This window comes from Micromonospora halophytica, from assembly GCF_900090245.1.
Taxonomy (GTDB): Bacteria; Actinomycetota; Actinomycetes; order Mycobacteriales; family Micromonosporaceae; genus Micromonospora; species Micromonospora halophytica.
This window is the reverse complement of the sequence record NZ_FMDN01000015.1, coordinates 90797-105343: the sequence shown is the minus strand read 5'-3', so window position 1 is coordinate 105343 and position 14547 is coordinate 90797. Positions and strand designations below refer to the sequence as shown.

10 protein-coding genes are annotated in these 14547 nt (G+C 71.2%); 4 read left to right on the top strand and 6 right to left on the bottom strand.

The genetic code is table 11. The features are described from left to right. Positions 1–20 precede the first annotated feature (20 nt). The 4 genes from GA0070560_RS19200 to GA0070560_RS19185 all read right to left on the bottom strand — a co-directional run bounded on the left by GA0070560_RS19200 (position 21) and on the right by GA0070560_RS19185 (position 4967). Positions 21–1259, bottom strand: a complete 1239-nt coding sequence (locus GA0070560_RS19200; protein WP_091299506.1) for a glycosyltransferase family 4 protein — start codon at positions 1257–1259, stop codon at positions 21–23. After that, on the bottom strand, positions 1256–2380 hold the full coding sequence (locus GA0070560_RS19195) for a polysaccharide biosynthesis C-terminal domain-containing protein (protein WP_091299502.1): 1125 nt from the start codon (positions 2378–2380) through the stop codon (positions 1256–1258). The genes GA0070560_RS19200 and GA0070560_RS19195 overlap by 4 nt, the downstream gene beginning before the upstream one ends. Continuing rightward, entirely contained in the window at positions 2374–3411 is a 1038-nt protein-coding gene (locus GA0070560_RS19190) for an SDR family NAD(P)-dependent oxidoreductase (protein WP_091299499.1), read from the bottom strand. Before GA0070560_RS19190 ends, GA0070560_RS19195 begins: the two co-directional genes overlap by 7 nt. Before the next feature lie 137 nt (positions 3412–3548). Continuing rightward, on the bottom strand, positions 3549–4967 hold the full coding sequence (locus GA0070560_RS19185) for a hypothetical protein (protein ID WP_139131541.1): 1419 nt from the start codon (positions 4965–4967) through the stop codon (positions 3549–3551). 388 nt (positions 4968–5355) lie between these two features. Here GA0070560_RS19185 and GA0070560_RS19180 point away from each other — a divergent pair, with 388 nt between their 5' ends. Further along, positions 5356–6591, top strand: a complete 1236-nt coding sequence (locus GA0070560_RS19180) for a glycosyltransferase (RefSeq protein WP_091299488.1) — start codon at positions 5356–5358, stop codon at positions 6589–6591. Between the two features lie 76 nt (positions 6592–6667). Here GA0070560_RS19180 and GA0070560_RS19175 read toward each other — a convergent pair whose 3' ends face one another. Further along, positions 6668–7864 carry a glycosyltransferase family 4 protein gene (locus tag GA0070560_RS19175; protein WP_170839482.1) on the bottom strand — a complete coding sequence of 399 codons (1197 nt, stop codon included), beginning with the start codon at positions 7862–7864 and terminating at the stop codon, positions 6668–6670. Positions 7865–8153: 289 nt separating this feature from the next. Here GA0070560_RS19175 and GA0070560_RS19170 point away from each other — a divergent pair, with 289 nt between their 5' ends. Both GA0070560_RS19170 and GA0070560_RS19165 read left to right on the top strand, forming a co-directional pair. Continuing rightward, the gene (locus tag GA0070560_RS19170) at positions 8154–9452 is read left to right on the top strand and encodes a hypothetical protein (RefSeq protein WP_211565913.1); all 1299 of its coding nucleotides are present in this window, start codon (positions 8154–8156) and stop codon (positions 9450–9452) included. Between the two features lie 41 nt (positions 9453–9493). Then, entirely contained in the window at positions 9494–10345 is an 852-nt protein-coding gene (locus GA0070560_RS19165; RefSeq protein ID WP_091299478.1) for an FkbM family methyltransferase, read from the top strand. A 156-nt stretch (positions 10346–10501) separates the two neighbouring features. Here the strand turns inward: GA0070560_RS19165 and GA0070560_RS19160 are convergent, their stop codons facing one another. Then, the gene (locus GA0070560_RS19160) at positions 10502–11221 is read right to left on the bottom strand and encodes a class I SAM-dependent methyltransferase (RefSeq protein ID WP_091299476.1); all 720 of its coding nucleotides are present in this window, start codon (positions 11219–11221) and stop codon (positions 10502–10504) included. A 197-nt stretch (positions 11222–11418) separates the two neighbouring features. Here GA0070560_RS19160 and GA0070560_RS19155 point away from each other — a divergent pair, with 197 nt between their 5' ends. Then, positions 11419–14520 (top strand): M14 family metallopeptidase, encoded by a 3102-nt coding sequence (locus tag GA0070560_RS19155; RefSeq protein ID WP_091299473.1) that lies wholly within the window; start codon positions 11419–11421, stop codon positions 14518–14520. The last annotated feature ends 27 nt before the right edge of the window (positions 14521–14547 follow it).

Below are 14547 nucleotides of genomic sequence, written 5' to 3'. Positions count from 1 at the left end.
TCAGGCCGGTGCGGTCACCGTCACACCCCGCGCCCGCCGGCTGCGATCTTGACGAGCATGTCCTCGATCTGGTCGACACCCGTACGCAATGACATCCGCTCGAGGTAGACCTGCCGGGCCCGGCGGCCCATCTCGGCCCGCTCCGCCTCGGGCATCGCCGCTGCGGCCGCGAACCGGTCGGCCAGGGCCCGCCAGTCCTCCGGCGGGCAGGTCAACCCGACGCGGTGCGCCCGCACCAGGCCGGCCGCGTCGCCGTGTGCGGCGACGACCACCGGCCGGGCGCAGGCCAGCGCCGCCTGCAGCTTGGACGGGACGGTGCCCCGCAGTGCCGGCAGGTCGCGCAGGATCACCAGTTGGAAGTCCGCCGCCCCGTACAGATCGGGCATCTCGTGCGGCGGTCGTCGACCGAGGAACCGGACGTTCGTCGCCCCGAGGTCGGTGGCCAGTCGCCGCGCCTGGTCCTCCTCGGTGCCGGACCCCACCAGCACCAGGTCGACGCGGTCGGTCAGCGCCGCGGCCGCGCGTACGGCCGTCTCGATCCGCTGGAAGGGACCCATGTTGCCGGCGAACATCACGGTGCACCGGCCCCGGTGCCCGACGGCCGTCCGCGCGGCAGGGGTCGGCGGCAGCGGACGGAACAGCTCCTCCTGGGTCCAGTTGAAGACCACCCGCACCCGGGCCGGATCGGCGCCACGTTCGACGACGAGCTCGCCCATCGACGGGGAGAGCACGGCGATCGCGTCGGCTGTCCGGTAGATCCGACGCATGGTCGCCGCGAGCGTCCGCTCCAGGAGCCGTCCCACCGTGCCGTCGGGAGCCATCGCGGAGGCGGTGACCGACTCCGGCCAGATGTCCTGTACGTGCAGCAGCACGGGGGTCCGCCGGATCAGTCGGGGCAGGACGGTGGCGGCCACCGTGGTGGCCGGTGGGTGGTAGACGTAGACCGCGTCCACGTCGCGCAGGTGACGGAGCGCCGCGAGCGAGCTGGTGACGCCGAAGGAGAGGTAGTTGCCCACCCGTCCGACGGCCGACGCGTCGTGGCTCGGGTACACCGGCACGCGCCGCACGACCGCTCCTGCGTACGTCTCCCGTGTCCCCCACCGCTGCCGGTAACCCGGGTAGATCCGTCCGCCCGGGTAGTTCGGGAACGCGGTGAGCACCCGGACCTCGTGACCACGACCGGCGAGTTCCGTGGCGAGGCCGCCGGGAATGTACGCCGGCTCGGGTGGAAACCACTGGGTGAGCAGTCCGATCTTCACACCGTCACCGCCGGTGTCCCGGCCCTGCGCTCGACCGGCTCGGGCCAGGTGTCCGCCCGGGTCGGATCGAACAGTTCGTTGGTCCAGAAGAGGGTGAGCAGGTCGTCCGACCCGGTGTTGGTGATGTTGTGGGCCCACATCGTCGGCATGTCCACCGCCACCGGTCGGTCACCGGTGACCGTGAACCGCACCACGTCGCCGTGCCCGATCCGTCGCAGGCTGATCTCGGCGCTGCCCTTCAGCACCACGAAGCGCTCGACCTTCGCCAGGTGGAAGTGCTCGCCGCGGGTGACGCCGGGGCGGGTGCGCGAACAGAAGGTCTGCCCCTGCCCACCGTGCGCCCTGACCGCCTCCACCAGCTCACCCCGCCGGTCGGCGTGTCGGGGCAGCGACGACGGGCGCCGCGTCGGGAAACGGTGCGAACGGTAGGTGTTGAACAGCCGGACCGCGTGCCGGTCGGTCAGCGGTGGGATCTCACCGGCGTCGTAGACGGCGGCGTACCCGGACAGGCGGGCGGCCAGCTCCCGTACCCCGGTCCGCAGTCCCGGCATGGTCGCGTCCCACGGGCCGGCGGCCGGCGCGGCGACCAGCGCCGCGGCGGCGTCGGTCGCGTGTACGAGGGTCAGCTCCCGATCCTCGTGGACCTCCGGCCGTACGCCCTCGGCGAGCTGGCGGCAGAAGGTCGCCACCACCGAGTTGTAGTAGGGCCGGCCGTGTTCCCCGTACAGATTGGGCAGCCGCAGGTCGACGAGGTCGAGGCCGACGTTGGCCAGGGTGGCCGCGGCCACGGCCTTCGAGTCGCCGTACGGGGTTCCGTTGCCGGCCTGCACGGAGTTGGCGAAGACCACCGCCGCGGGCGGGGCGGCGCAGCGGCGCAGCCCGCGGGCGAGCGCGGCGGCCAGTTCCACGTTGCCGGCGGCGACGTCCGCCGGCTCGCCACGGTTGACGCCGGCCAGGTGCAGCACCCGGTCGAGCCCGTCGATCCGGGCCGCCACGGTGTCCGCGTCGGCCAGGTCGGCCCGGCTGATCACGATCGGCTCCGGCCAGCCGAGCGCCCGGATGAGCACCCGGACGTGCCAGCCGAGGAAGCCACCGGCGCCGGTGACGGCCAGCCTCAGCACGACACCGGCTCCCGCACCGCCAGCTCCGCCCGGATCTCGGGCAGCGTCCGCAGCAGGTCCATGATCTGCCGGACGTCGAGTCGCGGCGCGTTGGCGGAGTTGAAGTCCTCGCCGACCGACCCGGCGAACTCCCCCTCGGACACGTAGAGCGCGTAGTTCAGGTCGCGGGCGTCCACCGGTACCCGGAAGAAGTCACCGAAGTCGTCGGCGCGGGCGAGTTCCTCCCGGCTGGCCAGCGTCTCGTCCTGCTTCTCGCCGTGCCGGACCCCGATCACGTCGAGCTTGGCCGGCACGTCGAACAGCCGGCAGATCGCCTCGGCGAGATCACCGATGGTGCAGGCGGCGGCCTTGCGGACGAAGACGTCCCCGGGGCGGGCCCGCTCGAACGCGTGCTCGACCAGTTCGACCGAGTCGTCCAACGACATCAGGAAGCGGGTCATGCCAGGGTTGGTGACCGTCAGGGCCACCCCCGCCCTGATCTGCTCGACGAAGAGCGGGATGACCGAGCCGCGCGAGTACATGACGTTGCCGTACCGGACGCAGGAGACCACGGTCCGGCCGCGTGGGTTGTTGCGGGCGTACGCCTGGGCGACCTTCTCCATCAGCGCCTTGCTGATCCCCATCGCGTTGACCGGGTGGACCGCCTTGTCGGTGCTCAGCATCACCACCGAGCCGACCCCGCTGCGTTCCGCCGCCTCGATGACGTTCGCACTGCCCAGCACGTTGGTGCGGACGGCCTCCAGCGGGAAGAACTCGCACGAGGGCACCTGCTTCAGGGCGGCCGCGTGGAAGACGAGGTCCATCTCCCGGGTGGCCCGGTACACCGAGTCCAGGTCACGCACGTCGCCGACGTAGTAGCGCACCCGATCGTCACCGAGCAGCCGACGCATCGCGTCCTGCTTGGCCTCGTCCCGGCTGAGCACGCGGATCTCCTCGACGCCACGGTCGAGCAGCCGGCGGGCCATCGTGCGGCCGAAGGAACCCGTGCCGCCGGTGATCAACACTCGACGGCCGGCAAGTGGTGTACTCACGGACGCTCCTGTTCGTTCTGTCGGGCGGAATCTCTGTGCGGCGGCGCGCCCCGGACGGCAGAAAGGGGAACTGACCTGGATAACGACGTTGGATAACGTCAGACGCTGGCTTATATGCACATTTCGGACACAGCCGGCTAGGAACGGTTGGTGAGCGTCCGCGACGACACCTGCACCGGCCGCTCCCCGCCCCCGCTCGAGACCGACCAGGACGGGCCCTGCGCGCGCCGACGCCGATTCACGTCCGGCACGCCGCCGATCGCGCCCGGGACCTGCGGCAGGCCCTTCCGCCAGAGGACGACGATCACGAGCAGCACCAGGACCACCAGGAGACGCGAACCCGTCCGGGCGACGTAGGTGAAGGTGCCCACCCAGAGCAGATCGATGAGACCGGCGACGCCGAGGACGACGGCGACGTAGCCGATCAGTCCCGCCGGCGTCGACCTCGACGCCATCCGGTTCATCAGGCCGTCGAGCCCTCGGACCGCCAGTCCGGTCACCGGGATCATCAGCAACAGACCGACGGGTCCGAAGTTGAACAGCCACTCCCCGAAGAAGAGCGCCGCGTCCGAGTGCCCGGTGCCGGCGAGTTCGGGGGTCAGGTACGGCACAAGTTCCGCGCCGAACCCGACGGGCTTGTCGGGCCACACCGACCGGGGCACCAGGGCCACGGCGGCGGTGAGGAAGGTGTCGCCCCAACCCCTGGGGAGCATCCCGAAGTCGTCGAACCCCAGCAACCTCGCGAACTGATGGAAGGGCCCCACGGCCGAACCCATACCGTCCGGATCCACGTCGAACGCGGTGGCGTCCCCTGCGGTGGCCCGGGCGCGTCCGAGCAGAAAGATCGTCGGCGCCAGGACAGCCAGGACCGCGCTCTTGACGTACCGTCGGCCACGAGCCCGGTCGGCCAGGATGATCGCGAGCGCCAGGCCCAGGGACCCGAGAATGATGCGCCCGAAGCCGGAGAACAGGTAGATCACGTACACGGCGAAGCCGGCCGCCGGCACCAGGCCGTACCAGAGGCGACGGCTCCGGCGTCTGCCGCTGAGCAGACCGACGCCCAACAGCACCACGCCGACGAAACCCGCGGGTTGCACCAACGGATGCCGACTCTGCGCGGTGAACCCGAGCAGCACCGCGACCGCCAGCAGCACGCCGCCCCACACCGCCATCCGGCCGGTCAGCGCCGGATCCGAGTGGACGTAGCGGGGCACGGGCCGGACCGGCCGCCTGGTCCAGAAGACAAGCCAGGTGGTGACCTGGATGAAGTAGCAGAGTGCGATCGCGCGCAACAGTGGGACCTGCGGAGCCTCGACAGCCGTCTTGACCGTCTGGTAGACCGCCGCGAAGCCGACGAGGAGGGCGAAGCCGAAGTTGTAGGCGCCGATCGCGGTGATCCGTCCGCCACCGTCCCACCAGAAGACCCAGAGTCCGAAGACGACGGACAGCACGCCGAGGGCGAGCGTGGCCAGGTAGCGACGGTCGCCGTAGTCCGTCAGGGCGTCCAGGGCGAGCGCCACCAGTCCCAGGCAGAGCCAGGCCAGTCCCGCGGGCACGCCCAACTGCGCCGGCCGTGGACCGGCCACCGCGGGCGCCGCCGGAGCCGGCGCCACCCCGGACCGGGATTCCACACGCTGATCAAGCACGGCAACAGTCCCCCTGCACTTCGACGCCCCGACGGTCGGTGCCGGCTCGTGCCGCAGGCTCGGATCACGGGCGCCCTTGGCGACACTTGTCGTCCGACGTCCCGACGTGAGCGGGGGTGCGTGCCCGGCATCCCGCTCAACGCGGCTTCCGCCGACCGGGTTACGCCGGCCGGCCCTGCCGACCGCGACGCCCTGAAGACATCGTCACCGACGACTGGGGTGACTCTACCAAGAATCGGACTTTTAACCCCGAAAACATATTTTCACCACTTTTCTCCGTCCACATCGTTGTATCGGTGTGGCGATCTCAGAGCGCGGCACGCACCACCCGGTCCGCTCCCCTCGCCCCGGGGACCGGGCGATCCCCGCCGACCCTCGTCGGCGCGACGATCGGGCCGGCCCGTTCCGGGTCCTGTTGACCTACCGGTACTTCGAACCGGGTTTCCGCGCCGGCGGTCCGGTACGAGCCATCGCCGGACTGCTCGACACCTGCCCGGAGGACGTCACCGTGACGATGGTGACGAGCGACCGGGACCTGGGTGACTCCGCCCCCTACCCAGGCCTGAGCGGCCGCTGGGCGCAGCGGGGCCGGTCCCGTGTCTTCTACCTCGACGTCACTCGCCCGCGACAGTGGTGGGAGCTGTGGCGGACGCTGCGGACCGAACGCTTCGACCTGATGTACGTCAACAGCCTGTGGTCCACCTTCTCCATCGCGTCGATCATCGTCGCGCGATCCGGTCTGATCCACGCCGGGCGGATCCTCGTCGCGCCGCACGGCGAATTCTCGCCCGGGGCGCTCACCCTGAAGGCGCGCAAGAAGCGCGCCTTCCTCTGGTTCTGGCAACGCTTTCTCAGGTGGGGCGACACGCTCTGGCACGCGACGTGCGCCGAGGAGGCCGATCTGATCCGCAACGCCCTGCCCTGGGCCCGGGTGGAGGTGAGCGCCAACCAGGTCCGCCTCCCGGGCGAACCACTCGCGGTGGCCTCCACCGGCCCGACGGCACGACTCGTCTTCATCGGACGGATCTCTCCCAAGAAGAACCTCGCGCTGGTCCTGGCGGCACTGGCGGACCTGACCACGCCGGTCGTCCTGCACGCCTACGGACCGGTCGAGGACCTGGACCACTGGCGGCACTGTCAGCAGCTGGCCGACCGGCTGCCGCCGTCGGTGACCTTCGAATATCGCGGCGAGGTGCCACCGGATCAGGTGCGCGACACCTTCGCCGGCTACGACGCCTTCGTGTTCCCGACGCTCGGGGAGAACTTCGGCTACGTCATCGCGGAAAGTCTCTCCGCCTCGTGCCCCGTGATCTGCTCGGACCAGACGCCGTGGAACGAGGTCCTCGACAACGGTGGCGGTGTCGTGCTGCGGGATCTCACGGTGACGGACCTGGCCCGGGTTCTCGACCGGCTCGCCGGGGCGCCACCGGAGGAGCGGCTGCGGGCCCGGCAGGCGGCCGGCGACGCGTACCGGGCGTGGTGGGCCGCGCTCGACAGGTCGAACATCCTCGACCAGGTGCGGGCCCGCGCCTGAAAGTGCTGCCGGGCCGCCGCGTGGTCGGCGGCCCGGCGAGGCGGCACGGGTCGGAGCGGCCGCCCAGCTGCCGCCCTCACGCCGGGCGCGAGCCGCGGTCGAAGCGACCGGCGGGCAACTGCTCGGAGGCCACCGGCGCGGGAACCGGTGTGGCGTCCATCGGGTGCTCGCCATGCCCCGTCGCGCGGGCCGGCTCCCGGAGCCGTGGCGTCGCCCCGAGCCGGGCCAGGTCGGCGAGCATGGCGGGGCCGGCGTGGAACGACGGTGTGGGCGGGATCCGGAGGCCCCCTGCGCTGTCCCGCAGGGTCGCCGCCTCCCGGAACACCTCCGCCAGCCGCCGACTGTCCCCGACGGGAAACACCCAGCCGTTCTCCGGTCCGACCCGGTCACAGTGGCAGCCCACGACGTCGCTCACCGCGACCCGCAGACCGTTGGCCTGGGCTTCGGCCACCACCAGCCCCCAGGGTTCGTAGTGCGACGGCAGGACGAAGAGATCGGCGGCGGCGTACGCGGACCCGAGCTCGTCCTGGGTCAGTGGCCCCACCGCGACGATCCGAGGGTCCCTCCGGGCCGCTTCGTCGACCGCCGGCCGCAACGGCCCCTTCCCCACGACCAGCAACCGCGCGGAGGGGTCCTCGAAAGCCCGGAAGGCCTCGATCAACGTGTCGAGGCCCTTGTTCGCGACCAGCCTGCCCACATACAGCACGACCAGGCCGACGCCGGAACCGAGGGCACGGCGGAAGGCGGCACCCTCGGCCCCGGTGCCGACCGGGGGCGTGGGCACGTCCAACGGGATCAGGTGCCGGTCGACGAATCCGAAGTGCGACCAGTAGAGGTCGTTCTGGCGGCCCACCGTCCACACCCGCGTCCGGCTGCCGAAGACCAGGCGCAGTACGGCCTTCTTGAGCAGCCGCCGGAGCCGGGGACGCCGCCGTTCGTCCAGCCAGTTGCTGTCCGACCGGGTCACCACCCGCACGCCGCGCAACCGCGCCAGCAGGACCGCCAGCAGGTTGGCCGGTCGGTGGTAGCCGAAGCAGCACAGCACGCGCAGATCCTCGGCCAGCATCTGCCGCGCGACGAAGGCACAGGCGGCCAGGGTGCCCTCGGGGACCGTGCCGGAGGGATGGGCCGGCCGCACCGGCCCCCACCCGTGCAGGGCCAGAGCCGCATCGTGGTAGAGGACGAGCACGTCCAGCCCACCGTCGTGCAGGTGGTTCAGCACCGGATTCCGGTAGGGCGTCGGCTGCTCCAGGAGGATCAGGACTTCCGCCATGACGTGCCCATCCTGTCGATCTCGGTGCCCGGGTGTGGGCGGGTCTGCGGTCCGCCGTCGTTCCGACAGACCGTCAACGATCGGAAACGCCCGGCTGTAACGACTTCGCCGGCGACCGCTCGTTGGGCACGGGAGTGGGAACGAGGGCTTGAGGAGGTCCGATGCGCGCGCTGGTCGACAAGGGCCGGAGGGCTGCGCGCGCGCCGACGTGCCGCACGGCGACGAAGTGCGAGGCGGGTGGCCGGAGCCGGCACGGATGACGAGCGGGCAGAGCAGGGCAACAGGATCGATGCCGAGAGAAGGCCCACCGGCGCCGCCCACCGGCGCCGCGACCGGCCGGACCGGGAACGTGCGGCGCGACACCCTGGTCGCCTCGATGACGGGACTCGTCAGCGGGGCGTTGAACGCGGCCATCCTCGCGGTCAGCGCCCGGTCCGGCCAGACCGGGGAGATCGCTGCCTACACCGTCATGACAGCCGCGTTGGCCTGGGTCTGCGTCATCGTGGTGGGCGGGTCCTCGCTGCTCTATGTCAGTGGTACGGAGGCGGAGCGCGACGCGGTCCGCAGCCAGCGGATCCTGATAGCCGTACCGGCGATGGTTCTCGCCACCGGCGGCGTCGCCATCACCTACACCACCCGTGGTTACGACGCCGGCGCGCTGGTCATGGTCGCCGTGGTCGCCATCGCCAACAGCTTCTTCGAACTCCAGTCGGGAGACCTCGTCCGCCAGATGCGCTTCCTGGCCGGCGCGGTGGCGGTCAGCGCCTCGAGGCTGGTCGCGCTGGCCTTCGTCGTCGCGGGTACCCGGTTCACCACGGCGCTGGCGGTCGTGTCGGTGGTGCAGTTCGTCGTCCTGGAGATGCTGCTCTGCCGCGGAGCCGGGGCTCGGCGCCCGCTCTGGGCCGCCCTGTCGCTGCGAGCCGCCGTCGCCACGTTCCGGATGAACCGTCAGCTCTTCGTCTACAACACCGCCGAGGTGTTCACCGGACGAGCTGCCGGTCTCGCGTTGTCGCTGGTCGCGCCGGCCGCCGTGGTGGGCTGCTTCGGCGCCCTGTACAGCGTCTACCAGGCGATCGTCGCGGTGCTGTACAGCGGTCTCCGGGTGCCCATGGTGATCCGGACACGGCGGCGGCACGGCTTGTCCGGCCACTCGGGACACCCCGGCCGGGAGAGCGAGACGATCTCTGTGGCGGCGGCCACGTTGCTCGCCGCCGGGTTGATCGTCGCGGCGCCCTGGATCACCACCCGCCTGCTCCTGCTGCCTCTTCCGGGTGCTGCGCTCTGGCTGCAACTGCTCGCCCTGGCGCTGCCTTTCCTGACGATGAACCGGGCCATCTCGATGAACCGTATCGGTGACGGCGACTACCGTGGCGCGACTGCCGTCGCGGTACTCATCGCCGGCCTCACCGCCGTCGCGCTGCTCGGGCAGCTACCCGGTCTCGACGCCACGGGGGCTGCGGGAACGGCCGCGTTCGCGGAGATCCTGACGCTGGTGATCCTCATGGTGCGGAGGGTGTCCAGGCGGCGCAGACGAGATCCGCAGATGGCCGCCGTGGTCCCGGGTCTCTCGGACCCCATCGCTCGTTAAGACACCGATTGTCCGATTTATTCCTTGTCAGGAGGTCAGGCATGGGGGTGCTGAAGGATGCGCACCAGGTGCTCAGGTTCGTGTGGCGCCATCCCGCCAACCGGGAGCGACGGTTGCACGCCGTCGGGCGTGCCGTCCGGTTCCAGGTGCGAGGACGCCTCGGCCTGCCGACCGTCACCCCGATCGGCACCGGGGCGAGGCTGTGGGCCGAAATCCACCAGAGCGGGGCGTCGAAGGTCGTGTACGCCAACCCACCGGACTGGGCCGAGATGCGCGTCTGGCGCAGCATCCTGCGGCCCGACTCCCTCTTCATCGACGTGGGCAGCAACATCGGCGCCTACGCGCTGTGGGCCGCGGAGTCCGGTGCGGAGGTGATCGCCGTGGAGCCGGATGCCGACGCGGCCGCCCGACTGCGCCGCAACATCGCGCTGAACGGGTTCCCCATCGAGGTGCTCAACTGCGCTCTGGCCGCCGAGCCCGGCACCATGAGTCTCACCGTCGGCCGGGACTGCACCAACCATCTCGTCATGAACGGCAGCGAGCAGGGTCGCGCGGTGACCACCCGCACCCTGGACGACATCATCGGAGACCGGTACGTCACGGGCGTCAAGATCGATGTCGAAGGCGCCGAGCGCCTGGTGCTCGACGGGGCTGAGCGAGCCCTGGCCGAACGGCGCATCCGTGTGCTGCAACTCGAGTGGAACGAGCAGAGCCGGTCGACGCTGGGGGAGGACCGAGAGCCGGTCGCCGCGACCCTCCGCCGGCACGGCTACCACCTCACCAGGCCCGATGCCGATGGCCGGCTCGTCCCGACGGATCCGTCGGGCTACGGCGAGGATCTCTTCGCGGTCGTGGACGGCGCCGACCTTCACGCCGGGGCGCCGGGCGGGTGACAACCGGTCAGACTCGGATACCGCCCAGCAGTGGTGTCGGCGAACCGTGGAGAGGAAGAGGTCGACGCCCCGGCGGGAGGGGTCCAGCACCCGCGTCGAGCCGGGCGGGCGCGCGGCGGACCCCCGCCCGGTCGTCGAGCGCCGTGCGCCGGCCGCTCAGATGTCCTCGATCCGCCAGACCCCGATTCCCCGACCGGGTTGCACGGCGTCGTCCGCGATCCGGTGCAGGGGTGCGGGGAACGTGAAGGGGCGACGACGGAGGTTGAGCAGTCGGAAGTCACCGGTCCTGATGTCGGCGTTGAACCCGGTGGCGTCGTCCGAGGTGGCAATGAGGTGGCGGGCACCGCAGGAGCGGATGTTGGCCAGGACGCGCTCGGCGTCGGCGAAGGAGAGGTGGAACAGCACCTCCCGGCACAGGACGGCGTCCGCCCGCGGCAAGGGCCCCTGCACCGCGTCCAGGCACCGGAACGACCGGTGGGGCGAGGCGTGGCTCTCGGTGTTGGCGCGGATGACCGACTCGACGATGTCGACGCCGGTGTACTCGACGCCGAGTTCGACCTCGCGCATCCAGTTGAAGTCGCCGCACCCGACATCCAGCAGGGAGCGCGCGCCGAGCCGGGCGAGCACGCCGGGCAGGGCCGCCCGCAGCTCACCGGTGGCCTCGATCTCCGATCCGGCACCCGAGCGCGACCACTGCTGTTCGCCCTTGAGCCAGGCCCCCTGCCGGTAGATCTGTTCGAACACCTGCCGGCGGGAGCCGGCGAACAGGTATCCGACGTCCACGCCGCGAGCAGCCCGACGCCGCAGGAGCAGCCGGTCGAACGCGGTGGCGTGCAGGCCGTGCCGGATGACCTCACGGACGGTGATCTTGTTCATGGAACCTCTGCTTCCGCAGGAGACGACACACCTTGAGTAACATAACCGACGGAAGTCGCGAAACTGTCCAAAACGGAGACGTTCACCAAGCCGTCCCGTCCGAACCGACCTCGGCAACGGCCCTGACCACCCATTGACATCGATCTCCGCCAGGCGGAAGGCTCGTCCCACCGGTCCTTCCACCGAGGGGGATGCGAATGAGACCCACACGGCTGGCGATCGCCGGCGTGTTCACCCTGGTCGGCGCGCTGGCGCTGACCGCCCCGGCGACCGCGCGACCACCGTCCGACCCGGACGGCCGCGACAGCTTGGAGGTGTACGTCGGCACGCTCGACGCGGGGCAGCTGGAGAAGCTGCGGGCGTCCGGTGTCGACCTCGGCCACGACCACCGTGGCACGGAGCACGACGGGTCGACCCGTGTGGAGACCGTGCTCAGCGAGCGCCAGGCACGCCGCCTCGCCGGCCAGGGCGTGAAGCTCGACGTCAAGAAGGTACGCGGCAAGACGGCCTCCCACGCGTTGCGCGAGCAGGCCGCGGCGGGCTGGACGGCGTTCCGGTCGTACAGCGAGCCGGGCGGCCTGCGGGACGAGATCACCGCGACCGTGGCACGGCACCCGAGGCTGGCGAAGCTGGAGACCATCGGCCGGACCGTGCAGGGCAAGCCGATCCTCGCGGTGAAGGTCACGAAGAACGCCCGGACCGTGCCGGACGGGCGGCGCCCGGCGGTGCTCTACGGCAGCGCCCAGCACGCTCGTGAGTGGATCACCCCGGAGATGACCCGCCGGCTGATGCACCACGTCCTGGACAACTACGGCACCGACCCGGAGATCACCCGGCTGGTGGACAGCACCGAGCTGTGGTTCCTGCCGGTGGCCAACCCGGACGGCTACGACCACACCTTCACCCCGGGCAACCGGCTGTGGCGCAAGAACCTGCGGGACAACGACGGCGACGGGCAGATCACCGCCGCCGACGGCGTCGACCTCAACCGCAACTTCAGCTACAAGTGGGGGTACGACGACGAGGGCTCGTCGCCGGAGCCGAGCAGCGACACCTACCGGGGCGCCGGCCCGAACTCGGAGCCGGAGACGAAGGCGCTGGACCGGCTGTTCAAGCGGGTGGGCTTCGAGTTCTTCGTCAACTACCACTCGGCCGCCCAGCTGCTGCTCTACGGCGTCGGCTGGCAGGTGAGCACGCCGACCCCGGACGACGTCATCTACGAGGCGATGGTCGGTGACGACGCCCACCCGGCGGTGCCCGGCTACGACCCGGACATCTCCGCCGAGCTGTACACCACCAACGGCGACACCGACTCGCACGCCACGGTCCGCTACGGCACCCTCGGTTTCACCCCGGAGATGTCCACCTGCCAGTCGGCGGCGGCGTCCGACCCGGACGACCAGTGGCGACCGGAGGACTGCGTCAGCGGCTTCGTCTTCCCCGACGACGAGAAGCTGATCTCGGCGGAGGTGGCGAAGAACCTGCCCTTCGCCCTGGCGGTGGCGAAGTCGGCGGCCGACCCGGACGACCCGGTGTCGGTGGTCGGCCGCAGCACCCCCGACTTCGTGGTGGACGCCTTCGACACCTCGTACGGGCGCACCCAGCAGGTCGCCTCGATCACCCGGCGGGCGCTGAAGGACGTCCGGATGCACTACGTGGTCAACGGCGGCCGGCCGAAGACGGCCAAGGTCCGCGAGTGGCGCGGCGGTGAACGGTACGGCGACACGCACTCCGACTACTACGCCGAGCTGCGCGGCACGGTGACCGGCACGAAACCGGGTGACCGGGTCGAGGTCTGGTTCACCGGGGTCAAGCCACGCAAGGGCCCGGTGGCCAGCGAACGCTTCACCTACCGGGTGCACGACGACATCGGCGGCGACGTGCTGGTGCTGGCGATGGAGGACGTGACCGGGCTGAGCCCGGCGCAGACCGACACCACGGCGAAGTACGCCGACGAGATCGCCGCCTCCCTGACCAGGGCCGGCCGCAGCAGCGACGTGTACGACTTCGACGTCATGGGGCGCCGGGCGCCGCACCACCTGGGCGTGCTGTCGCACTACCGGGCGGTGGTCTGGGAGACCGGCGACGACATCATCCTCCGCTCCCCGGGCCAGGTCGCCGGTACCGCCGCCCGGGCCGCGCTGGAGACCGAGCTGGCCGTCCGCGACTACCTGAACGAGGGCGGCAAGCTCCTGGTCAGCGGCAAGTACGCGCTCTTCGCGCAGGCCGCGAACGGCACGTACGCGTACCAGCCGAACGGGCCGGCGGAGTGCACCGATCCCGACGACGTCACCTGCCTGGCGCTGTTCAACGACTTCCAGCAGTACTACCTGGGGGCGTACAACTACGTCAGCGACGGCGGCAGCGGCCCGGACGGTGACCCGTACCCGGTGCGGGGCGCGGACGGGGCGTTCGCCGGGTTCTCCGGTCAGCTCAACGCGGCGGGCTCCGCCGGCAACCAGGACCACACGGCGTCGTTCCTGTCCACGTCGAGCTTCCTGTCGCCGGAGCAGTTCCCGCAGTTCGCCAGCTCGGCGACGGTGGACTGGGGCCGGCCGGGCGCCGCCCCGTTCGATCCGCGCACCGGTGACTGGTACCTGTACAGCGGGCGGGCCGACGAGTCGTACAAGCGGCTCACCCGGACCGTCGACCTGACCTCGGCCACCAGCGGTGAGCTGCGCTTCTTCACCTCGTACGACATCGAGCAGGACTGGGACTTCCTGATCGTCGAGGCGCACGAGGTGGGCAGCGACGACTGGACGACGCTGCCGGACCGCAACGGCCGCACCGGCACGGTGACCGGGGAGAGCTGCGCCTCGGGCTGGGTGACGGTGCACCCGTTCCTCGCCCACTACCAGGGCGCGGACTGCTCCCCCACCGGCAGCACGGGCACCTGGAACGCGGCCACCGGCGCGTCCGGCGGCTGGCAGGAGTTCTCGGTCGACCTGTCGGCGTACGCCGGCAGGCAGGTCGAGATCTCCATCTCGTACGTCTCCGACTGGGGCACCCAGGGCCTGGGTGTCTTCCTGGACGACGCCCGGGTGTTCGTCGACGGCACGGTGGTCTCGGAAACCTCCTTCGAGTCCGCCGACCTGGGTGGCTGGACGGTGAGCGGGCCGCCGGCCGGCTCCACGACGGGCGCCAACGACTGGGCCCGCAGCCAGCAGGCGTTCGAGGAAGGGGCGGTGGTGGTCACCGACGACACCGTCTACCTCGGCTTCGGCCTGGAAGGGCTGGCCCCGGCGGCCCGGGACGACCTGGTCGCCCGGTCGCTGAGGCACCTGTTCGCCCGACGGTGAGCACGGTGCGGCGGGAGGCAGTGCCTC